At 61.7% G+C, this 23603-nt stretch carries 22 protein-coding genes and 1 pseudogene; 14 read left to right on the top strand and 9 right to left on the bottom strand.

The genetic code is table 11. The features are described 5' to 3' along the window. Window positions 1-16 precede the first annotated feature (16 nt). The 4 genes from rplU (at window position 17) to proB (ending at window position 3132) form a co-directional block, all read left to right on the top strand. On the top strand, window positions 17-328 hold the full coding sequence (gene rplU, locus LDZ28_RS11565; protein ID WP_244828118.1) for a 50S ribosomal protein L21: 312 nt from the start codon (window positions 17-19) through the stop codon (window positions 326-328). Window positions 329-380: 52 nt separating this feature from the next. Then, on the top strand, window positions 381-641 hold the full coding sequence (gene rpmA, locus LDZ28_RS11560; protein WP_014192314.1) for a 50S ribosomal protein L27: 261 nt from the start codon (window positions 381-383) through the stop codon (window positions 639-641). 210 nt (window positions 642-851) lie between these two features. Further along, entirely contained in the window at window positions 852-1964 is a 1113-nt protein-coding gene (gene cgtA / locus LDZ28_RS11555; RefSeq protein ID WP_244826282.1) for an Obg family GTPase CgtA, read from the top strand. 49 nt (window positions 1965-2013) lie between these two features. Continuing rightward, window positions 2014-3132, top strand: a complete 1119-nt coding sequence (gene proB / locus LDZ28_RS11550) for a glutamate 5-kinase (RefSeq protein WP_244826281.1) — start codon at window positions 2014-2016, stop codon at window positions 3130-3132. 81 nt (window positions 3133-3213) lie between these two features. On the opposite strand, the gene LDZ28_RS11545 is transcribed toward proB, so the two are convergent. Next, on the bottom strand, window positions 3214-3777 hold the full coding sequence (locus LDZ28_RS11545; RefSeq protein WP_370652138.1) for a CNP1-like family protein: 564 nt from the start codon (window positions 3775-3777) through the stop codon (window positions 3214-3216). Between LDZ28_RS11545 and LDZ28_RS11540 the strand changes: the two genes are divergently transcribed. Continuing rightward, window positions 3737-3883, top strand: a complete 147-nt coding sequence (locus tag LDZ28_RS11540) for a hypothetical protein (protein WP_244828158.1) — start codon at window positions 3737-3739, stop codon at window positions 3881-3883. The genes LDZ28_RS11545 and LDZ28_RS11540 overlap by 41 nt on opposite strands. On the opposite strand, the gene LDZ28_RS11535 is transcribed toward LDZ28_RS11540, so the two are convergent. After that, on the bottom strand, window positions 3884-4534 hold the full coding sequence (locus tag LDZ28_RS11535) for an RNA pyrophosphohydrolase (RefSeq protein ID WP_244826279.1): 651 nt from the start codon (window positions 4532-4534) through the stop codon (window positions 3884-3886). A 295-nt stretch (window positions 4535-4829) separates the two neighbouring features. On the opposite strand from LDZ28_RS11535, the gene LDZ28_RS11530 reads away from it, so the two are divergent. After that, window positions 4830-6566: a proline--tRNA ligase gene (locus tag LDZ28_RS11530; protein WP_244826278.1), complete on the top strand. Its 1737-nt coding sequence runs from the start codon at window positions 4830-4832 to the stop codon at window positions 6564-6566. 1 nt (window position 6567) lies between these two features. After that, window positions 6568-7167 (top strand): MarC family protein, encoded by a 600-nt coding sequence (locus tag LDZ28_RS11525; RefSeq protein ID WP_244826277.1) that lies wholly within the window; start codon window positions 6568-6570, stop codon window positions 7165-7167. Window positions 7168-7214: 47 nt separating this feature from the next. Here LDZ28_RS11525 and LDZ28_RS11520 read toward each other — a convergent pair whose 3' ends face one another. Together LDZ28_RS11520 and ffh are read right to left on the bottom strand one after the other, a co-directional pair. Continuing rightward, on the bottom strand, window positions 7215-7766 hold the full coding sequence (locus tag LDZ28_RS11520; RefSeq protein ID WP_244826276.1) for a hypoxanthine-guanine phosphoribosyltransferase: 552 nt from the start codon (window positions 7764-7766) through the stop codon (window positions 7215-7217). 115 nt (window positions 7767-7881) lie between these two features. Next, window positions 7882-9249, bottom strand: a complete 1368-nt coding sequence (gene ffh, locus LDZ28_RS11515; RefSeq protein ID WP_244826275.1) for a signal recognition particle protein — start codon at window positions 9247-9249, stop codon at window positions 7882-7884. 121 nt (window positions 9250-9370) lie between these two features. Between ffh and LDZ28_RS11510 the strand changes: the two genes are divergently transcribed. From LDZ28_RS11510 to LDZ28_RS11500, 3 genes are all read left to right on the top strand, one after another. Then, window positions 9371-10282, top strand: coding sequence for an inner membrane protein YpjD (locus tag LDZ28_RS11510; RefSeq protein ID WP_244826274.1), 912 nt, complete (start codon window positions 9371-9373; stop codon window positions 10280-10282). Window positions 10283-10310: 28 nt separating this feature from the next. After that, window positions 10311-10661, top strand: coding sequence for a PP0621 family protein (locus tag LDZ28_RS11505; RefSeq protein ID WP_244826273.1), 351 nt, complete (start codon window positions 10311-10313; stop codon window positions 10659-10661). Window positions 10662-11649: 988 nt separating this feature from the next. After that, window positions 11650-14652 (top strand): ribonucleoside-diphosphate reductase subunit alpha, encoded by a 3003-nt coding sequence (locus LDZ28_RS11500; RefSeq protein WP_244826272.1) that lies wholly within the window; start codon window positions 11650-11652, stop codon window positions 14650-14652. Between the two features lie 159 nt (window positions 14653-14811). On the opposite strand, the gene LDZ28_RS11495 is transcribed toward LDZ28_RS11500, so the two are convergent. Next, on the bottom strand, window positions 14812-16206 hold the full coding sequence (locus LDZ28_RS11495; RefSeq protein WP_244826271.1) for an MFS transporter: 1395 nt from the start codon (window positions 16204-16206) through the stop codon (window positions 14812-14814). A 119-nt stretch (window positions 16207-16325) separates the two neighbouring features. Between LDZ28_RS11495 and LDZ28_RS11490 the strand changes: the two genes are divergently transcribed. From LDZ28_RS11490 to LDZ28_RS11475, 4 genes and pseudogenes are all read left to right on the top strand, one after another. Beyond that, window positions 16326-16538 carry a DUF3820 family protein gene (locus LDZ28_RS11490; RefSeq protein ID WP_244826270.1) on the top strand — a complete coding sequence of 71 codons (213 nt, stop codon included), beginning with the start codon at window positions 16326-16328 and terminating at the stop codon, window positions 16536-16538. A 696-nt stretch (window positions 16539-17234) separates the two neighbouring features. After that, window positions 17235-18494 carry a ribonucleotide-diphosphate reductase subunit beta gene (locus LDZ28_RS11485; protein ID WP_244826269.1) on the top strand — a complete coding sequence of 420 codons (1260 nt, stop codon included), beginning with the start codon at window positions 17235-17237 and terminating at the stop codon, window positions 18492-18494. Window positions 18495-18598: 104 nt separating this feature from the next. Beyond that, window positions 18599-18935: pseudogene (locus LDZ28_RS11480) on the top strand (hypothetical protein). Window positions 18936-18966: 31 nt separating this feature from the next. After that, window positions 18967-19695 carry a histone H1-like DNA-binding protein gene (locus LDZ28_RS11475; protein WP_244826268.1) on the top strand — a complete coding sequence of 243 codons (729 nt, stop codon included), beginning with the start codon at window positions 18967-18969 and terminating at the stop codon, window positions 19693-19695. A 264-nt stretch (window positions 19696-19959) separates the two neighbouring features. Here LDZ28_RS11475 and LDZ28_RS11470 read toward each other — a convergent pair whose 3' ends face one another. The 4 genes from LDZ28_RS11470 to LDZ28_RS11455 all read right to left on the bottom strand — a co-directional run bounded on the left by LDZ28_RS11470 (window position 19960) and on the right by LDZ28_RS11455 (window position 23562). Next, window positions 19960-20439 carry a glycine zipper 2TM domain-containing protein gene (locus tag LDZ28_RS11470; protein ID WP_244826267.1) on the bottom strand — a complete coding sequence of 160 codons (480 nt, stop codon included), beginning with the start codon at window positions 20437-20439 and terminating at the stop codon, window positions 19960-19962. A 17-nt stretch (window positions 20440-20456) separates the two neighbouring features. Further along, on the bottom strand, window positions 20457-21395 hold the full coding sequence (locus LDZ28_RS11465) for a carbohydrate kinase family protein (RefSeq protein ID WP_244826266.1): 939 nt from the start codon (window positions 21393-21395) through the stop codon (window positions 20457-20459). Between the two features lie 144 nt (window positions 21396-21539). After that, entirely contained in the window at window positions 21540-22040 is a 501-nt protein-coding gene (gene tpx / locus LDZ28_RS11460; protein ID WP_244826265.1) for a thiol peroxidase, read from the bottom strand. A 115-nt stretch (window positions 22041-22155) separates the two neighbouring features. After that, window positions 22156-23562, bottom strand: coding sequence for a DUF3426 domain-containing protein (locus LDZ28_RS11455; RefSeq protein WP_244826264.1), 1407 nt, complete (start codon window positions 23560-23562; stop codon window positions 22156-22158). Window positions 23563-23603: the final 41 nt, after the last annotated feature.

Here is a 23603-nt window from a genome sequence, read left to right as displayed (position 1 = left end):
CAGAGTGAGGTTCTCAATGTACGCGGTCATAAAAACCGGCGGCAAGCAGTACAAAGTTGCCGTTGGCGAAAAATTGAAAGTAGAACAGATACCGGCAGACATTGACGCTGAAATCACGCTCGACCAGGTTCTCGCAGTAGGCGAAGGCGAATCGATTAAGTTCGGTGCGCCGCTGGTCAGTGGGGCTTCCGTCAAGGCTACCGTGGTCTCCCAAGGTCGTCATGCCAAAGTGACCATCTTCAAGATGCGTCGCCGGAAGCACTACCAAAAGCACGCTGGCCATCGCCAGAACTACACCGAACTGCGCATCGACGCGATCAACGCCTAAGGCGTGGTCGCATCGTTATCGTTACGCGGAAATCGGTTAAGGAGCTAATCAAATGGCACACAAAAAAGCAGGCGGGTCTTCCCGCAACGGCCGCGACTCAGAATCGAAACGCCTCGGCGTGAAGGTTTATGGCGGCCAGGCAATCAATGCAGGCGGCATCATCGTTCGCCAGCGCGGCACGCGCATGCACCCGGGTGAAAACGTCGGCATCGGCAAGGATCACACGCTGTTCGCGCTGGCCGACGGTCACGTCAAGTTCGTGACGAAGGGCGCAGCAAGAAAGCACACGGTCGTCGTCGTCCCGGCAGCTTAAGTTTTACTGCACGGGCTTCAGGACCGACAAAGGCCCCGCGAAGTTCGCGGGGCCTTTTGTTTTTTGGATGCGCGAAACGCCGCATCGCCAGGAATTCTTCATCACCATGGCTGGCGCACGTCAGTCACGGCAAAATAGTATCTCGACCGGAATTTGAGCTTCAATGCATGTTCCGGTCTTATCGAGCAGAAACACGGGACGGAGCAACGCATGAAGTTCATTGACGAAGCGAGAATTGAAGTCATCGCCGGCGACGGGGGAGATGGCAGCGCGTCGATGCGCCGCGAAAAATTCGTCCCGTTCGGCGGACCGGACGGCGGCGACGGCGGTCGCGGCGGCAGCGTCTACGCGGTTGCGGATCGCAATATCAATACGCTGATCGACTACCGGTTCTCGAAGAAGCATCAGGCGCGCAACGGCGAAAACGGTCGCGGCGCGGACTGCTACGGCAAAGGTGGCGACGACATCACGTTGCGCATGCCGGTCGGCACCATCATCACGGATCAGGACACGGGCGAACTCATCGCCGATCTGACCGAACACAATCAGCAGATTCTGATTGCCCAAGGCGGCTCGGGCGGCCTCGGCAATCTACATTTTAAGTCGAGCACGAACCGTGCGCCGCGTCAGAAGACCGACGGCAAGCCGGGCGAGCGCCGCATGCTCAAGCTCGAGCTGAAGGTGCTCGCGGATGTCGGTCTGCTCGGCATGCCGAACGCGGGGAAATCCACGTTTATCGCGTCGGTGTCGAACGCGCGGCCGAAGATCGCCGATTATCCCTTCACCACGCTTGCGCCGAATCTCGGCGTGGTGCGCGTGGGTCCGAGCAAGAGCTTCGTGATCGCGGACATTCCCGGCCTGATCGAAGGCGCGGCGGAAGGCGCGGGGCTTGGGCATCGCTTTCTGCGTCACTTGCAGCGCACGGGCGTGCTGCTGCATCTGGTCGATCTCGCCCCGTTCGATGAAAACGTCGATCCCGTTGCCGAGGCGAAGGCCATCGTCAACGAACTGCGCAAATACGACGAGTCGCTCTACGAAAAGCCGCGCTGGCTCGTGCTGAACAAGCTCGACATGGTGCCGGAAGACGAACGTCGCGCGCGTATCGACGACTTCGTCGAGCGTTTCGAATGGACCGGGCCGGTGTACGAGATTTCGGCGCTGACCGGTCAGGGTTGCGAGGCGCTCATCTACGCAATCTACGACTACATTTCGCAGAACTCGGACGCGTCGCGCGCGGCCGAGGCCGAGGATCTCGCGGCGGACGTGCGCTTTCGCGACACGCCTGTGAAAGAGCAAGCAGACAAAGACGTAGACGAAGAGTAACGACGCGGCCCGCCCGCGTGGGCCGCGACACCCGAGGAGAATGCGCACGATGCGTTCGGTCATCGCCGCTGCGAAGCGAATCGTAGTGAAAGTAGGGTCCAGCCTCGTTACAAACGACGGGCGCGGGCTCGATCATGCGGCAATCAATCGCTGGGCGGCGCAAATCGCGGCCTTGCGCGAGCAGGGCAAGGAAGTCGTGCTGGTGAGTTCCGGCGCGATCGCGGAGGGCATTCATCGGCTTGGATGGACCAAACGTCCGCGCGAAATCGACGAATTGCAGGCCGCCGCCGCCGTCGGGCAAATGGGGCTCGCGCAGGTCTACGAGAGCAGCTTCGGCGCGCACGGCATTCGCACCGCGCAGATTCTGCTGACGCACGCCGACCTGGCCGACCGCGAGCGCTATCTGAACGCGCGTTCCACTTTGCTCACGCTGCTGCGTCTGGGCGCGGTGCCGATCATCAACGAGAACGACACGGTCATCACCGACGAAATCAAGTTCGGCGACAACGACACGCTCGGCGCGCTCGTGGCGAATCTGATCGAAGGCGACGCGCTCGTCATTCTCACCGACCAACGCGGCCTCTTTACCGCCGATCCGCGCAAGGACCCGAGCGCGACGCTCGTCGAACAGGCGGACGCCGGCACGCCAGAACTCGAGGCCATGGCGGGCGGCGCGGGTTCGAGCCTCGGACGCGGGGGCATGCTGACGAAGATTCTCGCGGCGAAGCGCGCGGCGCATAGCGGCGCGAACACGGTGATCGCAAGCGGCCGCGAAGCCGATGTGCTCACGCGGCTCGCTTCCGGTGAGATGATCGGCACGCAACTCATCGCGCGTACGGCGCGCATTGCGGCGCGCAAGCAGTGGATGGCGGATCACCTTCAAATGCGCGGTCACGTGGTGATCGACAACGGCGCGGTTCAGAAGGTCACAGCCGAAGGCAAGAGCTTGCTGCCGATCGGCGTGATCGACGTGAAGGGCGCGTTCGATCGCGGCGAGGTCATCGCCTGTTTGGACGACGAAGGACGCGAAGTGGCGCGCGGTATCACGAATTACAGCAGTTCAGAAGCGCGGCTGATTCATCGGCGGCCGAGCGGCGAGATCGAAACGGTGCTCGGCTATATGCTGGAGCCGGAGTTGATTCACCGCGATAATCTGGTGCTCGTCTGAGACTTGATACGTAAAAGGCCCGCTTGAAAGCGGGCCTTTTCGCATGAGCGCACGTTCGACGCAACTCAACGTAACCCAACTTCAGCGCACGTTGATGGAACTCTGTGTGCGTTTGTACTGAATGTTGCTGGCGATCTGCTTGGCCGTGCCGACCGGCAGTTTGCTCGTGCAGAAATAATCCTGATACAGCGCCGCCTGATACGCATTCAATTCGCCATTTTCTATGCGGCGAAAGTCGAATGCGACCTCGCGATCCCAAGCCGTACCGTTATCGTTGATGCTCGCGTAGCGGCGCCATTCGTAGGTATCGCAGCGAATGCCTTCGTAATTCACATTGCGCGCGCCGCTCGGGCTCGTCGCGACGATCACGTAGCGAATGACGCCATCCTTGCCGACCGAAAGCGAAGTCTTGTCGACGGCGAAAATCAGCGGCGTATTCTGCGACACGTTGAACGCAAGCAGATTCGAGGCTTCGGGCAGCGGCGGAAGCGTATCGACCTTTTCCTCGGTCCACTCCGGCTTCTGGTCGAGCAGATAGGTGAAGACGCCATCGTCCTGTGTGGACGGGCCTTTGTTGCTGGAGCAGGCAGCGAGCGTGGCCAGCATGGCCACGGATACCGCAGCGGACAACGCAAATGAACCAATGGCTTTCAATTCGATCTTCCCGAAAACAGGTGCGCATACGGCAACAGCACGGCGAATTGCTCGCCGTGCCGTGCTCAGTGTCAAAGTAAAAGAAGAACCGCAGTGATCAGTCGCACGAAGACCGCTGCACGATGATATGCACTTCCTCGCTGATCGTGCATTCTGCCTGAACCTCGTTGCCAGCGACGGTTACAGCAGGTGCTTCGATCGTCATCGTCTGGACGACGCGTGGATAGCGCGGTCCGTGATGCGCGACGCGCTCGCCGCGTTCGACGCGGGAGTTGGTACGCCGCAAGAAGCGGGATAGCTCGGTCAGAGCCAGTTGATAAACGTCACGCTTGAACTCGATTACCGCATCCAGCGGGACCCAGTATTCGTTCCAGCGCCAGGCATCGAATTCCGGATGGTCCGTCGCGCGCAGGCAAATGTCACAGTCGCGTCCCACCATGCGCAGCAGAAACCAGATCTGTTTCTGTCCGCGATAATGTCCGCGCACTTCGCGCTTGATGAACTTATCCGGCACCTCATAACGCAGCCAGTCGCGCGTGCGACCGACGACCTTGACGTGCTCCGGAAGCAAGCCGGTTTCTTCGTGTAACTCCCGATACATCGCTTGCACAGGGGTCTCACCGTACTTGATGCCCCCTTGCGGAAACTGCCAGGAATGTTCACGCAGCCGCTTACCCCAAAACACTTCGTTGCGCGCGTTCAAGAGGATGATGCCGACGTTCGGGCGAAAGCCTTCACGATCCAGCATACAACCACCTTCGAATCCTTTAAAATTGCTTTGATTATAAACAGATAACGGGCACGGCGTATTGGAATCAACCCGCGGAACCGGCCTTCGTCATTAGCCCGGGTTCGAAGCACGCATAAGCGACTTTTTGCCAGAGCACTCCGCGTGCGGCAAAATCTTCTTCCGTTGGCCGAAGTAGCGCATCGACGCGCTGCCTCTGCTCCGTACAAAGCCGTCGTCCGTCCCGTCGTTCACACGTATCGCCAGTTTCGAGAGTCAGAGCTTTCGGAGCGCGTGGCGCATTTGGAAAACTTGAATGAAAGCATCCCGTTTCTTCATCGGCACCCTGAAAGAGGCGCCCTCCGAGGCCGAAATCGTCAGCCACAAGCTCATGATGCGCGCCGGCATGATCCGTCGCGTCGCGGGCGGCATTTACGATTACCTGCCAATTGGCCTGCGTTCGGTACGCAAGGTCGAGGCCATCGTGCGTGAAGAGATGAACCGCGCGGGCGCGCTCGAACTGCTGATGCCCGCCGTGCAGCCGGCCGAACTGTGGCAGGAATCGGGACGCTGGGAACAATACGGCCCCGAACTGCTGCGCTTCAAGGACCGTCACGACCGCGACTTCGTCATGGGCCCGACGCACGAGGAAGTGGTGACCGAGATCGCGCGCAGCGCAATCAAGAGCTATCGGCAGTTGCCGGTAAACTTCTATCAGGTGCAGACGAAGTTCCGCGATGAAATCCGCCCGCGCTTCGGCGTCATGCGTGGCCGCGAGTTCATCATGAAAGACGCGTATTCGTTCGATAAAGACACGGCCGGCCTCGCCGAGTCGTATCGGAAAATGTTCGATGCCTACGTGCGCATCTTCACGCGCATCGGCCTGGAGTTTCGCGCCGTCGCGGCGGACAACGGTTCGATTGGCGGCAGCGGCTCGCATGAATTTCACGTGATCGCCGAGACGGGCGAGGACGACATCGCGTATTGCCCGGCTTCGGATTTCGCGGCGAACGTCGAGGCTGCCGAAGGCGTGCCGCTCATCGCCACGCGCGCCGCGCCCGCCGAAGAGCTCAAAAAGACGCCGACGCCCGGCAAGGCGAAGTGCGAAGCCGTCGCCGAGTATCTCGGCATTCCGCTCGAGCGCACGATCAAGTCGATCATTCTCGCCACCGACAACGAAGGCGCCGAGCCGACCATCTGGCTTCTGATGCTGCGCGGCGACCATTCGTTGAACGACATCAAGACGGGCAAGTTGCCAGGCCTCAAGGGTTATCGCTTCGCGACGGAAGCGGAGATCGTCGAATGGTTCGGCACGCCGCCGGGCTATCTCGGCCCAATCGGCACGAAAAAGCCGGTGCGCGTGATCGCCGACAGCACGGTCGCGAACATGAGCGACTTCGTGGTCGGCTCGAACGAAGTGGATTTCCACACGACCGGCGTGAACTGGGGCCGCGATCTGCCCGAGCCGGAAGTCGCGGATATCCGCAACGTCGTCGCGGGCGATCCCTCGCCGGACGGTAAGGGCACGCTCGAAATCTGTCGCGGTATCGAAGTGGGCCACGTGTTCCAGCTTGGCACCAAGTACTCGGATTCGATGGGCGCGACCTTCCTCGACGAAAACGGCAAGCCGGCGCCCATGCAGATGGGCTGCTACGGCATCGGAATCACGCGTATTCTGGGCGCAGCCATCGAACAGAACTTCGACGACAAGGGCATCATCTGGCCGGAAGCCATTGCGCCTTTCGAAGTCGTGATCTGCCCGATGGGCTACGACCGCAGCGAAGCCGTGCGCGAGCAGGCCGACAAGCTCTACGCGACCTTGCAGGAAGCCGGCCTCGACGTAATTCTCGACGATCGCGGTGAGCGCCCGGGCGTGATGTTCGCGGACTGGGAGTTGATCGGCGTGCCGCATCGCATCGTCATTGGCGATCGCGGGCTCAAGGACGGCAAGCTGGAATATCAGGCGCGCCGCGATACCGAAGCCACGCTCGTGCCGGTGGACGAGGCAGCGGGCATGGTGACGGCCAAGATTCGTGAGGCGCTCGCGAAGTAACGTGCAATACAACTTCCTGTCGGCGACGATTCTGCTTCTGTTGATTACCGATCCGCTCGGCAATATTCCAATCTTCATCAACGCACTGCGCGGCGTCGCTATCGAGCGGCGCCGCGTCGTGATCTTGCGGGAAGTGGCGATTGCGTTCGTGATCCTGCTGGTGTTCATGCTGGCCGGCGACCGCTTCCTGCGCGCGATGAACTTGACGGATCTGTCGTTGCGTATCGGCGGCGGGATCGTGCTGTTTCTGATCGCGCTGCGGATGATCTTTCCGCATCCCGACGGCCCGATGGGCGGCGACTCGCGCGGCGGCGAACCGCTTATCGTGCCGCTCGCCATTCCCGCGCTTGCGGGACCGTCCGCGCTTGCCACTGTAATGCTGCTGACATCGCAAGCGCCGGGGAAGATGCTGGAATGGATCGGCGCGCTCACGGTCACCATGGTCGTGTGCGCCATCGTGCTCGTGCTGGCCGAGAAGATTCAACACTGGCTCGGCGAGCGCGCGGTGACGGCATTCGAGCGCTTGATGGGGCTCGTGCTCGTGGCCATTTCGGTCGAGATGATGCTCACGGGCATACGGACCTTCGTGCATCAGCTATGAAAAAAGCGGCCTCGGCCGCTTTTTTTCACTGACTACCGAACGAACGCTCATGCGCCTTCGGTTAGCGCGCGAATGGTTGGTAGATTCCGCCAATAACCCTTCGCGTCCATGCCGCAGCCGAACACATAACGGTCCGGCACTTCGAAGCCGCAGAAATCAGGACGCAGCGGTTTCGCCTTCGGGATGATCTTCTCGCACAGCACCGCCGACAAAAACTGCTTCGCGCCCATCGCCATGATGCGGTCGCGGATAGCAGCCATGGTTTCGCCTTCGTCAAGGATATCGTCGAGTACGAGCACCACGCGATCTTTCACCGATTCGGCCGGCGCCACGCGCCACTGCATTTCGCTGCCGCCCTTGATGGCGTTGCGATAGCGCGTCAGATGGATGTAATCGAACTCGAGCGGGAAGTCGAGATGCGGCAGCAGCATGCCGGTGAAAACGGCCGCGCCTCCCATGACCGAAAGCACGAGCGGAAAATCGTCGCTCGTTGCCGCCTTGATGGCTGCAGCCATGCGTTCGATCGATGCGTTGACGGCTTCGACCGAAACGATCTCTTCGGAGTGGCTGAAAATATGGAGAGCTTCTTCGCGATTCATAGAGGGAAGCGGGGAGGCGGACTACTTAGTGTGGAAAGAAACGGCGGCGTGCGCCCTATGATAAACCCGCGCTCCTCGCGGCGTTCGGCGCGAGCGCGGGCCTGTTCTGTCGCGCCTAGCGCATGCCGGGCATCATGCCCTTCATGCCGCGCATCATCTTTTGCAGGTTGCCGCCCTTGAGCTTCTTCATCATGCCGCGCATTTGCTCGTACTGGTTCAGCATGCGGTTGACTTCCTGCACATGCACGCCCGCGCCCGCCGCGATACGACGCTTGCGCGCGGCCTTGATGAGCTCGGGCTTCGCGCGTTCCTGAAGCGTCATGGAATTGATGATGCCTTCCATGCGGCGCATCTGCTTCTCGGCGTTGTTCATGTCCGCGCCTTGCGCCGCTTGCTGAAACTGCGCGGGCAGCTTGTCCATGAGCGAAGAGAGGCCGCCCATTTTCTTCATCTGCGAGAGCTGCGCCTTGAAGTCGTTCAGGTCGAAGTCGCCGCCTTTCTTGACCTTGTCGGCGAGTTGCTGCGCGGCTTGCGTGTCGACGCCGCGCTGCGCTTCCTCGACGAGCGCGAGAATGTCGCCCATGCCGAGAATCCGGTTCGCCATGCGATCCGGATGGAACACTTCGAGACCGTCGAGCTTTTCCGCGACGCCGACGAACTTGATCGGCTTGCCGGTGACATGACGCACGGAGAGCGCCGCGCCGCCGCGCGAGTCGCCGTCGAGTTTGGTGAGCACGACGCCGGTGAGCGGCAGGGCGTCGTTGAACGCCTTGGCGGTGTTGACCGCGTCCTGACCGAGCATGGCGTCGACGACGAAGAGCGTTTCGGCGGGCTTGAGCAGCGCGTGTAGCTCGCTGATCTCCTTCATCATGGCTTCGTCGATACCGAGACGGCCGGCCGTGTCGACGATCACAACGTCATGGTAGTGGCGCTTGGCCCAGTCGATTGCCGCGCGCGCGATATCCGCGGGCTTCTGATCCGGCTCGGACGGGAAGAAGTCCGCGCCGACCTGCTCGGTCACCGTCTGCAACTGACGAATAGCCGCCGGACGATACACGTCGACAGAAACCGTCAGCACCTTCTTCTTGCTCTTTTCGCGCAGCAGCTTGGCGAGCTTGCCGGTGGTCGTGGTCTTGCCCGCGCCCTGCAAGCCGGCCATGAGGATGACGGCGGGCGGCGTGACCGCGAGATTCAGTTCGGCGGCCTTGCCTTCGTAGTCGCCGCCGATCACGGCAGTCAGTTCGCGCTGCACGACGCCGACGAGCGCCTGGCCCGGCGAAAGGCTCGACAGGACTTCCTCGCCGAGCGCCTTTTCCTTCACCTTGGCGATGAATTCGCGCACGACCGGCAGCGCCACGTCTGCTTCGAGAAGCGCGAGACGCACTTCACGCAGCATCTCCTGCGTGTTGGCCTCGGTGAGGCGGGCCTCGCCGCGCAGCGTCTTGACGACGCGCGCCATCCGTTGAGTGAGGTTGTCGAGCATGGGGAGCGCTATAGAATGCGGCCCAGAATTCACAGTGACATGGCGCGCTCACCGCGCTGCGCACTATGCTGGCGCAAGGGTGAAGGCGTCGCGGAACCGGGGCCTAGTGTAAACTTCGAACATGGATATTGTACTGTATGCCCTCACTGCGCTTCTCTACGGCGGACTAGCCGTGGCGGGGTGGCGCGCGCATCGTCATACCGCCGTCGAACCGGCGCTGGCGGGCGTGCCTGCGGGCGTAGGCTCGATGACATCGACGTCGCGCGCATCGGGCATGAGCGGTGTCGGGCGCGCTTTATTATTAGTGGCATTGCTGGTGCACGGCGTTCTGCTGCACACCACCATCTTTCCGCAGAACGCGATGATCTTCGGCTTCGCGTTCGCGCTCTCGGCCATGTTCTGGCTGGGCGCGGGCATCTACTGGATCGAAAGCTTCTTCTTTCCGCTCGACGGCCTGCGTCTGCTCGTGTTGCCGCTCGCTTGCGTGGCGTCCTTGCTGCCGCTTCTGTTCGGCGGCGTGCGCGTGCTCTCGTATTCCGCCGCGCCAATGTTCAAGCTGCATTTTCTGATCGCCAATATCGCTTATGGGCTGTTCGCCATCGCGGCGCTGCATGCGGTGCTCATGTTGCTGCTCGAGCGCCGGCTGCAGCGCATGCGCGGTCTCAACACGCGTCATGCGGCCAATGGCGGCTGGCTCGCGAGCTGGCTCGATACCTTGCCGCCGCTGCTTACACTCGAAAAGCTGCTGTTCAGATTGATCGCGGCTGGCTTCGTGCTGCTTACGCTGACGCTGGTGTCGGGCATCGCGTTCAACGAGCAGCTGGTCGATCGCGCGCTGCGTCTCGATCACAAGACCGTGTTCGCGTTCCTTTCCTGGGTGATGTTCGGCGCACTGCTGACCGCGCGACGCGTTTCCGGCTGGCGCGGACGCGCTGCCTTGCGCTGGGTGCTCGCTTCGTTCGTCGCGTTGCTGCTGGCTTACGTGGGCAGCCGGTTCGTCTTCGAAGTGCTGCTGCATCGCGCAGTGGTGTGAGCGCGGCATTTCCAACCTGTTCAAGTCGATGCGAAACTTCATTCTTCTGATCGCGCTCTTCTTCGTGACCCAATGGCTCCTGAAGAAACTGCGCCGCGCCAACGAGCGCGCTCAAGCCGATGCGCGTTCGTCGGCGGGAAGCGGCGCGCCGGGTTCATCGGGCGCTGCGGGTGCTGCGGGTGCCACTGGTGCGCGTCGCACGCGTGGCGGCGCCGCTGCGAGCGATGCTCCGCAGCTCACCGATCCGCTCATCCGCTGCGTGCAATGCGGCGTGCATACGCCACGCAGCGAGTCGATCGTGGTGGCGGGACAGCGCTTTTGTTGCGATGAACACGCGCGACGTCATGCCGCGAGCCCGCGAGGGCGCGACGCGCGTTGAGCCTTCGGTGCCGAAACGAACATGCGCCGCCTCACGTCGAGGATGTCTTGCAGACTGCAAAGGCGCGCTGTTCCCGCAAAGGCCATGCTGCGGTAAGCACGGTCATCCTCCCTTGACACGCACTAAGCGCATGCGGCGGCTACTTGGCCGACAGTGAACATGAGATGCGGTTTGCGGCTCTATATTGCGGCGAGCGCAGTCTCATACATCTAAACTCTCGCCGACTGCAAACGCCTCCATCGCCAGGATGGCTTCGGCGCGAACGTCCCGCACGCGCAAAAACTCGAAGCGGCCTTCGCGTATAGCGCAATCACGCGCCCGATTCACGCCTGTCCACACATCTTGACTTCGTTATAAACGCCTCGCGGAAGCTCCGTCTCGCTGCGCCGCAGCAAGCTCACGCCCGATCCCTTGCCGTGCTTTGACGCAGCAAAAGTCAACCCCGTGAGCGCATGGTCAGAGCAAATAAAACTTTTTGAGACTGTGCGAAAGTCCACTATACTTGGTGCCGAAAGACGTACTTTGCACTATATCTTGTGTTGTTGAGGCGGCGCCCGCTCTAATGAGCCGGCGCCGTCGGCTTTCCGGCGTAAGAGAAGTTGGCTGGCCCGGGGCGGTGCGCGCGACGCTTCCATCTGCGAGGAATGGGGCATCGGGTGTATCGAGCGCCAGCAAGAAGCACCGAGAAGAAGGCATGCAAGTGAACGTGAGTCGGAACGTGAGTCGAAACGCGAGTCGAAACGTGAAATCGCGTCGACCGACACCGCGCGCCAACGCGGGCATCGCATGAGACGCCAGAAACAATGCGGGCCGTTATCGGCGTTATTTTTTTGCGCGATTCGTGTTCCGAGCCTGCTGTATTCACAGCCTGGCTTTACCGTCAAACATCGCGCGTGTCGCATCGGTTCAACGACGACAGCAAACGCGCGCGGCATAAGTGATAAATCCGCGGACCATCCGCACCATTCGAACATCAGGAGTTTTGCACATGCAAACCACCGAGAACGCCACGACTTCCTTCGAAGGCGCATCCGCGCGGCCGCAGGGCGGCGCCAATGCATCGGGCGCGCCAGCGCTCGCGCCGAACACGACGTACGCGGACTACAAAGTCATCCGCCGCAACGGAAGCGTGGTGTCGTTCGAGCCGTCGAAGATCGCCATCGCGGTCACGAAGGCGTTCATCGCCGTGAACGGCGGTCAGGGCGCGGCGTCCGCTCGCGTGCGCGAACTCGTCGACCGACTGACGCAAGCCGTCGTGCGCGCGCTCGTGCGCAGCCGTCCGCATGGCGGCACGTTCCATATCGAAGACATTCAGGATCAGGTCGAACTCGCGCTGATGCGCGGCGGCGAGCACAACGTCGCGCGTGCCTATGTGCTGTATCGCGAGAAGCGCACGCAAGAGCGCGCGCACGCGCCGGAAGTCCGGGCGAACGCGAGCGGCATCAACGTGGTGGACAACGGCGTCACGCATCCGCTCGATCTGGACGCGCTCAAGGCTCTGATCGTCTCGGCCTGCGCCAATCTGGGCGATGCCGTCTCCGCCGACCCGATCGTCGCCGAAACGGTGAAGAACCTGTACGACGGCGTGCCGATGAGCCAGGTCTACGACTCGGCCATCCTCGCCGCGCGCACGATGATCGAAAAAGACCCGGCGTACAGCCAGGTCACCGCGCGCATCCTGCTGCACACGATCCGCCGCGAAATTCTCGAAGGCGAAGTGACGCAAGCCGAAATGGGCGAGCGCTACGCCGAATACTTCCCGCAATTCATCAAGCAGGGCGTGCAAGCCGAACTGCTCGACGACAAGCTCCAGCAATTCGACCTGAAGCGTCTCGGCGCCGCGCTCGACGCGAGCCGCGATCTGCAATTCGGCTATCTCGGCCTGCAGACGCTGTACGACCGCTACTTCCTGCACACGGAAGGCAAGCGTATCGAACTGCCGCAAGCGTTCTTCATGCGCGTCGCAATGGGTCTGTCGCTCAACGAGATCGACCGCGAAGCGCGCGCCATCGAGTTCTACAACGTGCTGTCGTCGTTCGACTTCATGTCGTCCACGCCCACGCTCTTCAACTCCGGCACGCGCCGTTCCCAGCTTTCGTCGTGCTATCTGACGACCGTCGCCGACGACCTCGACGGCATCTACGAAGCGCTCAAGGAAAACGCGCTGCTCTCGAAGTTCGCGGGCGGGCTCGGCAACGACTGGACGCGCGTACGTGCGCTCGGCTCGCACATCAAGGGCACCAACGGCAAGTCGCAAGGCGTCGTGCCGTTCCTGAAGGTCGTGAACGATACGGCCGTCGCGGTGAATCAGGGCGGCAAGCGCAAGGGCGCGGTGTGCGCGTATCTGGAGACGTGGCACCTGGACATCGAGGAATTCCTGGAACTGCGCAAGAACACGGGCGATGACCGTCGCCGCACCCACGACATGAACACGGCGAACTGGATTCCCGACCTGTTCATGAAGCGCGTGCACGAAGGCGGCGACTGGACGCTGTTCTCGCCGGCTACCTGCCCGGACCTGCACGACCTGTTCGGCGCGGCTTTCGAAAAGGCCTACACGGCTTACGAAGAGAAAGCGGCGCGCGGCGAGATCAAGCTGTTCAAGAAGCTGCCCGCGGCGCAACTGTGGCGCAAGATGCTCGGCATGCTGTTCGAGACCGGCCATCCGTGGATCACGTTCAAGGACCCGTGCAACGTGCGCTCGCCGCAGCAGCACGTGGGCGTCGTGCACTCGTCGAACCTGTGCACGGAAATCACGCTGAACACGAGCGACAACGAAATCGCCGTGTGCAATCTGGGTTCCGTGAACCTGGTCGCGCACCTGGCGAAACAGGCGGACGGCACGCTCGCGCTGGATCACGCGAAGCTCAAGCGCACCATCAGCGTGGCGATGCGCATGCTCGACAACGTCATCGACATCAATTACTACGCGGTGGCGAAGGCGCGTAACTCGAACCTGAAGCATCGTCCGGTGGGCATGGGCATCATGGGCTTCCAGGACTGCCTGCATCTGCTGCGCACGCCGTATGCGTCGCAAGAGGCGGTCGAGTTCGCGGATCGTTCGATGGAAGCCGTCTGCTACTACGCTTATTACGCGTCGACGGAACTGGCGGAAGAGCGCGGCCGTTACTCGAGCTATCGCGGCTCGCTGTGGGATCGCGGCATCCTCCCGCAGGACACGCTGCAGTTGCTGGCCGAGGCGCGTGGCGGTTATGTCGAAGTCGACACGTCCGAATCCATGGACTGGTCCGTGCTGCGTTCGCGCATCTCGACGCACGGCATGCGCAATTCGAATTGCGTGGCGATTGCGCCGACGGCGACGATCTCGAACATCATCGGCGTGTCGGCGTGCATCGAGCCGACGTTCCAGAACCTGTACGTCAAGTCGAACTTGTCGGGCGAGTTTACGGTGGTCAACGACTACCTGGTGCGCGACCTGAAAGCGCGCGGCCTGTGGGACGAAGTCATGGTGTCGGACCTGAAGTACTTCGACGGCACGCTGTCGCGCATCGACCGCATTCCGGCCGATCTGCGCGCCATCTACGCCACCGCGTTCGAACTGGACGCGAAGTGGGTGGTGGAAGCGGCGGCGCGTCGCCAGAAGTGGATCGATCAGGCGCAGTCGCTCAATATCTACATGGGCGGCGCATCGGGCAAGAAGCTGGACGAGGTCTACAAGCTCGCATGGCTGCGCGGCCTCAAGACCACCTACTATCTCCGCACGATGGCGGCGACGCACGTCGAGAAGTCGACGGTGGCGCACGGCGCGCTCAACGCGGTTCCTTCAGGCGATGGCGGTAGCGGTGCCGCTGGCGCCGGTGGTGTGGACGGATTCAACGGCGGCGCGATTGGCGGTGCGGCGGCGGGCGGATTCAACGCTGCGGCGGTGGCTGCTGCCGTGCCGGTTGAAGCGGCTCCGGAAGCCGATGGTCCCGTCTGCATGATGCGTCCCGGCGACCCCGGCTTCGACGAGTGCGAAGCTTGTCAGTAAGCTAGTTGCTGGCGGTTCGATCAGGTAGGGCTTTATGTTTCACGCCGGGCCGGCATTGCGTGCTTCGTTGAAGGAAGCGCGCGGTGCCGGCCCGGTTTCGTTTTGGTTCGATCGTTCTGTTTGCTTCGCGGCTTTGCAGCGTGGCGCTTCAGGCTTTCATCAACCTCGCGTTCCTCGCGAAATCTCCGAGCCAGCATCGAGCGGCAATCGCGCGGTTATCGGCATCGACAAAAACGAAAACATTCCGACGACGAAAAACGCGGGCCAAAAATCCGACCACTGCACAGCCGAATGTCCGTTCAGATACTGCGAGAACTCGAGCGTCACGCCGGCAATCGTCACACCCAGCCCGAGCGATACCTGCTGCACGAAGCTCGCGAGACTCGTCGCGCGTCCGACATCGCGCGTTTCGATCTCCGCATAAGCGAGCGAGTTGAGGCTCGTGAACTGCAATGCGGGAAAGAAGCCGCCAAGCAGCACGACTGCCCAGATCAGCCAGGTCGGCGTGCCCGGAAAGAAGGTCCCGCAGGCGGCGATGGCAATGCCGGAAAGCGCCGCGTTGAAGAAGAGCGTGCGTCGAAAGCCGAAGCGCCGCAACACGCGCGACGCCAGCGAGCGCATGAACATGCCGCCGAAAGCCGAAGCGCAGGTGATCGCGCCGGACTTGAAGGCCGTCATGCCGAGCCCTTCCTGCAACGCGAGCGGCAGCAGAAACGGCACCGCGCCAAGCCCGATGCGAAAGAGCGATCCGCCGATCACGCTCGCCTGAAAGGTCGGCACCTTGAAGAAGCGCAGATCGAGCAGCGGCCGTTCGACGCGCGCCGCATGCATGATGTAGAACGAGACCATGAGCGCGCCGACGACGCACATCGCAACGGCCACGCTTGGCGACACGAGCTCGCCGCCCACGAGCGACAAGCCGAGCAGCAGCAGCACGCCCGCGCCCGCCGAGAGAAAGAAGCCGAACCAGTCGAGCCTGCCCGGATGCTCCTCGCGCGAATCCGCGATGTAGCGGTTGGTCAGATAGATACCGAGAATGCCGATCGGAATGTTGATGAAGAAGATCAGCCGCCAGTGCAGATATGTCGTGATGAAACCGCCGAGCAGCGGCCCCACGGCGGGTCCGAGCATTGCGGGCAGCGAGAGATAGTTCATCGCGCGAATGAAGTCCGCGCGCCGCACCGAGCGGAAGATGATGATGCGCCCGACCGGCACCATCATCGCGCCGCCGACGCCTTGGATGAAGCGCGCCACCGTGAATGGTCCGAGCGAGGTGGACGCCGCGCAGAGGATAGAGCCGACCACGAACACGCCGATGGCCGCACGAAACACGGTGCGTGCGCCGAAGCGGTCGGCGACCCAGCCGCAGATCGGTATGAAGACGCCGAGGCCGAGCACATAACTCGTGACGGCAATCTTCAGCGTGACGGGATCGCGCCCGAAGGCACGCGCCATTTCGGGAATCGCAGTGACGATGACATTGGCATCGACGCTTTCCATGAACATCGCGCACGCGACGATGAGAGGGGCGATGAGAGCTTTGGCGATCGGCATGGAGAATCGCGTTCGACACGAGGCAGCGAGAGCGGCGATTATGGCACCGATATGGAGCAGCCGACGAGTACGAAACTCGCAACGCGCCGCGATGAACATGGAAGAGGAGTGAAGAAGCGATGGACCCGCAAGACCTGCAACGACTCGTCACGCAGACGATGCCCTACGGCAAGTACAAGGACCGGCTCATCGCCGACTTGCCTGCTCACTATCTCGCGTGGTTCGCGCGTGAGGGTTTTCCAGAGGGCAAGCTGGGTCGCCTGCTTGCCCTCATGCATGAGATCGACCATAACAATTTGCGCTCTCTGCTCGATCCGCTGCGAAGCCGCTGAGGCTGTGCGTCAAGCGCTATAGGTTGTATTTGCCAGGAACGCAAGACACAATATCTAGTGGAAATTGGATGCGCCAAATGCTAGACTTCGGCAACGGTTTCGACGCATCGGAGCGCTTTGCCGAGAGGTCGAAAACAGCCTTCGGTGCATGCATGAACAGGCTTCGAACCCTTGCATCGAGTCACTCGTCGAGCTCATGCATCCGCGTCTCGCGAGACCACGGCAAAGCACATCGAAGCACGGCGAAGAGCATGCAGAGATGACGTATCGACACCACGAATCATCCAAGCGCTTGAGTCTTGTGACATCGCTCGACATTGCATCGCTCGAACATCGCAAGCAAGAACGTCAGCGCTACGCGGCATCTATCGCGAAGAGAGTCATCGAGCAAGCGCGAAGTCACGCGACATGATTTGATCGTCAGCCGCAAAGCCTTATGCTGCAACGCTCTCAGAGCTTCGAGAGAACACGGTCGAAGCACTCGCCGGTGTCATCGAACACACTCGATCAGGACCGCTTCACACACGCTTCCACCGATCTTGCATGACGCTTCACACACGATGTGATGAACCAAATGTTGTATGCAGGAAGCAACGCCGAAACTAAAACGCGTGAAAACGAGAATTTCCATGAGCAAACTCTTTTAATGCTCATGGAAAGATGGTACAAACCGAACTAAATTGATGGTGAGAATTTATGCTCAACTGGGATGACGAGACCACTGCCGTAGTTCCCTCGAGCGCTTCGCAACAGAACCCGTTGCAGAACGCTCAAGGCACGACTTTCGGTACGCAAGGTACAGCGCATGTCGATCATCGTGCTGCCCAAGCTCATCAAGCTGCTCATCAGATCGCGCAAGCGAACAACATCTTCTCCGATGGCTTCGTTCCGCCCGCAGCCGCGACTCCTTCCGCTGGCGTCATCGCCGCGCAAAGCGAAGCGCGCGTCAACGTCGCGGACAAGCGCATCATCAACGGCAAGACCGACGTCAATCAGTTGGTGCCGTTCAAGTACAAGTGGGCGTGGGAAAAGTACCTCGCGGGTTGCGCGAACCATTGGATGCCGCAGGAAGTGAACATGTCGCGCGACATCGCCCTGTGGAAAGACCCGAATGGTCTTTCGGACGACGAGCGCCGCATCGTCAAGCGCAACCTGGGCTTCTTCGTCACGGCAGACTCGCTCGCCGCGAACAACATCGTGCTCGGTACGTACCGTCACATCACCGCTCCCGAGTGCCGCCAGTTCTTGCTGCGCCAGGCGTTCGAAGAAGCTATCCATACGCACGCATATCAGTACATCGTCGAATCGCTCGGGCTCGATGAAAGCGAAATCTTCAACGCCTATCACGAAGTCGCTTCCATCCGCGCGAAGGACGAGTTCCTGATTCCGTTCATCCAGACGTTGACGGACCCGGCCTTCACCACGGGCACGCTGGAAGCGGACCAGAAATTGCTGAAGTCGTTGATCGTGTTTGCCTGCATCATGGAAGGGCTGTTCTTCTATGTAGGCTTCACGCAAATCCTGGCGCTGGGTCGCCAGAACAAGATGACGGGGGCTGCCGAGCAGTATCAGTACATCCTCCGCGATGAATCGATGCACTGCAATTTCGGCATCGACCTCATCAACCAGATCAAGCTCGAAGAGCCGCAATTGTGGACCGCCGACTTCAAGGCCGAGATCCGCGAGCTCTTCAAGGAGGCGGTCGAACTTGAATATCGCTACGCTGAAGACACCATGCCGCGCGGGGTGCTCGGCCTGAACGCGTCGATGTTCAAGAGCTACCTGCGCTTTATCTGCAACCGGCGTTGCCAGCAGATCGGGCTTGACCCGCTCTACCCGAACGAGGAAAACCCGTTCCCGTGGATGAGCGAAATGATCGACTTGAAGAAGGAACGCAACTTCTTCGAGACACGCGTGATTGAGTATCAAACCGGCGGCGCGCTGACCTGGGAATAACAACAAGCCCAGGACGTGTTGCAGACGAAATCGATGGGACGGCCGGGCAGCGGCGTGACACTCACGCGCGCTCGGCCGACAAGGTTTAGGAGAACGGTCGCCTGATGCAGAGTGCGCCTTGTGACTTAGCTAGCCCGTGCTCGTACACGGCTGCGATAGAAGACAGGCCTTTTGCGATCCCTTCAATGGGATGGGCAAACTTCCCCCCGGAAAACGCCAGCGGCAAGCTCGCTGGCTCGATCAAGCGATGGCCGGCGCCGCGTATCAGCGGTGCTGACACTATCTGGCGCGCGGTGCCAAAGGGCACGGCGCGCCTTGCCGTATTCATTAGCGTAAGCAGGTGGGATCAGCGTACGCCGATGAATAATCCGCTTCGTAGCGTGCGCCTTGAGAAGCGACGCGTGGGAAGCGGGTTTTGACGAAGGGTGTAGTTTGAACTGACTCTCATCTGAAAACCTGAAGGAGAAAAACCATGGCAGTTGCCAAGAAAAAACCCGCAGCCAAGAAGGTTGCAGCAAAGAAAGTCACCGCAAAGAAGGCCGCTCCGGCTAAGAAAGTAGCAGCCAAGAAGGTCGCCACGAAGAAGGTAGCAGCCAAGAAGGTCGCGGTGAAGAAGGTCGCGGCGAAGAAGGTTGCAGCGAAGAAGGCTCCGGCCAAGAAGGCGGCAGCAAAGAAGGTAGCGTCGAAGAAGGTCGCAACGAAGAAGGTTGCTGCCAAGAAGGCGCCCGCCAAGAAGGCTGCAGCGAAGAAGGTAGCCACCAAGAAAGTAGCCGCGAAGAAGGCGCCTGCGAAGAAGGCCGCAGCGAAGAAGGCTGCTGCCAAGAAGGCGCCTGCTAAGAAGGCTGCGGCGAAGAAGGCCCCCGCGAAGAAGGCTGCCGCCAAAAAGGCTGCCGCGAAAAAGGCTCCTGCGAAGAAGGCTGCCGCGAAAAAGGCTCCCGCCAAAACCGCTGCTGCCCCTGCTCCCGCCGCCGCGCCTGCCCCCGCTGCCGCTCCTGCTTCCGCTGCTCCCGCAGCGAAGAAGGCTCCCGCAGCCAAGAAAGCTCCGGCCAAAAAGGCCGCTGCTGCGAAGAAGACTACGGCTGCCGCTCCTGCAACGACGGCAACGACCGTATCGACGCCTGCTCCGGCTCCGGCCGCCGCAGTCAAGACGGCGTTGAATCCGGCGGCAGCATGGCCGTTCCCGACGGGCAGCCGTCCGTAAGTCTTTACGTTCGTAGTTGGCAGGACCACGGCACACACCGATGTGCCTTTCGACCGGGTAGGCCTACCCGGCCTCAAACCCGCTGCTCAGGGAAACCTGGCGGCGGGTTTTTCCGTTCGCATGACTTGGGGCTTCGCCGCGTTTTCGTGAGCCAAAGAAAAAGCGCATGCATCTTTCGATACATGCGCTTCGTTCGGAACGCGAAAGACCTGCGTGAGCTCGAAGTGACGAGCCCACGCGAGGGCTAATCCTCCGCTGAATACCTTAGTGCGTGACGCGTGTGACGCCGCCACTCGACAGCAGGCGAACCCGCTCGCCTGCCTGGAACACTTCTCCGTTCGAGGTTTGCGTGATGGCGCGCATGTCGCCGTTATCGAGACGCACGGTGATCTCCAGGCCGTTCTTCATGGCGACGTTGTTCTCGACCGCGTTACCCGCGACCGCGCCTGCCAGACCGCCGATGATGCCCGCGATGATCGACCCGTTGCCGCCGCCGATGACGCTGGCTGCGGCCACGCCGCCGAGCGCGCCGCCACCTATGGTGCCGAGACCGGTCGGTTGACCGTTGTTCGAGCTGATCTTCACGCCACGCACGCTTTCGACGGTCGCCATGCGCACCGTCTCCTCACGTTGCGCCTGCGAAGCCGTGTACACGTCCGGCGAACTGCTGTTGTAGGCGCAGCCCGTGAGCGCCACCGAGCCGACGAGCGCTACTGCAAGCGCGATACGACTTATCGTTTTCATTCCATTACTCCACTCAATCACGACAGGCTGCTTCCGAAAGCCTGCTTGTAACGCTCTTCAATTTCGGCACGTGCCGGCTCATAAGTTTGCGGACCCTGATGTTCGATCTTCAATGCGCCCATCAGACTTGCAAGACGGCCCGTCTTTTCCCAACCAAGCTTGTTTTCGATACCGTACAGCAGGCCGCCGCGGAATGCGTCGCCGCAGCCAGTGGGATCGACGACTTGCCGCGCTTTCACGGCGGGCACTTCGAGCACGCCGTCCTCGTGATAGATCTGCGCGCCATGCTCGCCGCGCGTGATGATGAGCGCATCGACGCGGCTCATGATGTCTTCGATCGACCATCCGGTCTTGTTGCTCAACAACTTGGCTTCGTAATCGTTGACCGCCACGTAAGTGGCAAGTTCAATCATGCGACAAAGCTCGACACCTTCCAAGATCGGCAGACCCTGACCCGGATCGAAGACGAACGGCACGCCCGCCGACGCGAACTGCGCCGCGTGCTCGCGCATGCCGTCGGCGCCATCCGGAGCCACGATGCCAAGCGAGATGTTCTTCGCTTCGTCGGCGCGGTTCAGGTGCGACTCCATCATTGCGCCGGGATGGAACGCGGTGATCTGATTGTTCGCCAGGTCGGTCGTGATGAAGCATTGCGCCGAGTGCTGGTCCGGCAGGACGCGCACGTACTCTTTCGAGATACCGAGCGCGTCGAGCCGGTCGATATACAACTGAGCATCCGCCGCGCCCAGTGTCGCCATGATCTTGGGATCGCCGCCGAGTAGCTTGAGCGCGTAGGCGATGTTGCCCGCGCAGCCGCCGAAGTTGCGCCGCATCGTCGGCACCAGGAAGCTGATGTTCAGCATGTGCACCTGGTCCGGCAGGATGTGGTCGCCGAAGCGGCCCTGGAAAGTCATGATGTTGTCGTAGGCGAGCGAGCCGCAGATAAGCGTAGCCAAGGCGAACGTCCTTTAAGTTTAGGTGCCGAGGAAGAGGGTGCGCATACGGCGCGCGGCGGTGAAACCCTTTTGAGCGTCCACCGCGTCCCGTATGCGGACCGCCGAACCGCCGAACCGCCGCGGCGGTCCGGCATGCCGTCAACCTTACTTGAGCGAAGCAAGCGCGGCGTCGTAGTTCGGCTCCTGCTTGATTTCCGGCACGAGTTCCGAATGCAGCACCTTGTTGTCTGCGTCCAGCACGACGACGGCGCGTGCCGTCAGGCCTTTGAGCGGTCCGCTCGTGACGTCCACGCCATAAGCTTCCGCGAATTCGTGACCGCGAAACGTCGATGCCGTCACCACGTTTTCGATGCCTTCGGTCGTGCAGAAGCGCTTGGCGGCGAACGGCAGATCGCCCGAGACGACCACCACGACCGTGTTGTCGAGGCCGGCGGCGGCTTCGTTGAACTTGCGCGTCGAGGTCGCGCAGGTCGGCGTGTCGAGACTCGGCACAATGTTCAGCACTTTGCGCTTGCCCGCGAAATTCGCCAGCTTGACGTCGCCAAGATCGGCGCCGACGAGCGTGAATTCGGCCGCCTGCTGGCCGGCGCTCGGAAACGTGCCGCGTACGTCGATAGGATTGCCGCCGAGGGTAACTTGACTCATGTTGCGCTCCAGAGAATGTGTCAGATGCTGACGGGAAAGCGCGCGCGTTCGTTCATCTTCGATGTTAACGCGCGCGTCAGAATGGACAGGGTTCGTGCGGCCGCGCGGGCACGCATCACGGATAGAAAACCTGAACCCTGTAGTTCGCGGCGACCGCATCGCCCGTATCCAGCCTCACGACGACCGGCTGCGCGCTTTGCGGCGGAAGGCCGATGGGGAATATCGTACCCGGTCGGGCGTAATCCTGCGGCCATAGCACGCGGCGCACGGCGACGTTGCTCTTGTCGTCGAGCAGGGTGAGTTCGAGCGCAGGATAAGCCAGCGACACATCCGACCGATTGCGCAGCGACAGCTTCAGTTCGAGCTTGTGCGGACCGTCGACCTGACGCAGCCCGGAGCTTTCGATCTGCAGCCCGTCGATATAGCGCGGCGGCGCGATGGTGCAGCCGAGCTGATAGCAGATATCCGCGTAGAGCGAATGCGTGCCGGGAACGTAGACCATGACGGATTCGCGTTGCCACCACAATATCTGGCCGATCAGCGTCAGCACGAGCAGCACCGAGAGCACGATGCCCGCCGCGCGCCAGCCCGTGCGCGGACGCGTCCATTCGGGATCGGGCGGATCGAGCGGACCGAGTGCATCGCGCGATTCGCGGATGACCGGGAACGCTTCGTTGGCGCTGGCCGCGTGCGCGGCGCCCGGCGGGCGCGGTGACTTTGCGCCGAAGGCCGGCTCGGGGTCCTTGCCCCAGTCGGCGGCGGGCGCGGGCTCCGGTGCGGGACGCGGCGGTTCGGCCGCAGTCGGCGTCGGCCCGATGAACGGCTCCGCGCGATCGTCCGGCGAAACGAAGCGTGCGGCGGGTGTCTCGGGCGGAGGGACAGGGCGCGTTGGAGATTGTGCGGCCGGAGTGACGTGATCGGCTGGCGGTGCATCGACACGAACGAACTGCTTCGCGGGATGGTTCTGCGCTGGTTGCGTGGATGCAGGCGTATTCGCGTAGACGGTGCGGTCGCTGTCCTCTTCAGGCGCTAAAGGCACGGGCGGCACGGGCGGATTATTCGCGCCGAGATCGAGCGGTCGAGGCGCAGATGCAGACGGTCCGCTTGGAACCGGCGCAGGTGTCTTTCGCGTGATCGGCTTGGCGGCGGGAGGCGTCGAAGGCTTTACAGCGGCAGGCGCTGCCGGACTCGGCGTCGCCGGCTTCTCTATTTCCTTCGCTATCTTCGGCGTTGCCGGCGCCGTGACACCCTGAGATTCCGCTGCCACTGAATTCGCCGATGCATCGCCATTCGCATCGGACGCAAAGCTTGCAGGACCGACGGCGACTTCATCGTCGATGATCGCCGCATGTTGCGCCTCGTGCGGCGCGGCGTGCTCTTCCGGAAGCTCGAAGCGATGATGCGCGGCGTCGAAGACTTCCTGACAATGGCCGCAACGCACGCGGCCGTCATGCGGCGCGAGCAGATGCGGGTCCAGCCTGAAGACGGTTTCGCAGTGTGGGCAGCGGGTTGCCAGCGCCATAGGAGAGTGCCATTGGCCTCGCGGCCTAGTCGTGGACGATG

It is taken from the genome of Caballeronia sp. TF1N1, from assembly GCF_022878925.1.
Taxonomy (GTDB): Bacteria; Pseudomonadota; Gammaproteobacteria; order Burkholderiales; family Burkholderiaceae; genus Caballeronia.
Note: the sequence above shows the minus strand (reverse complement) of the source record. Positions and strands in the feature narration are given on the sequence as shown.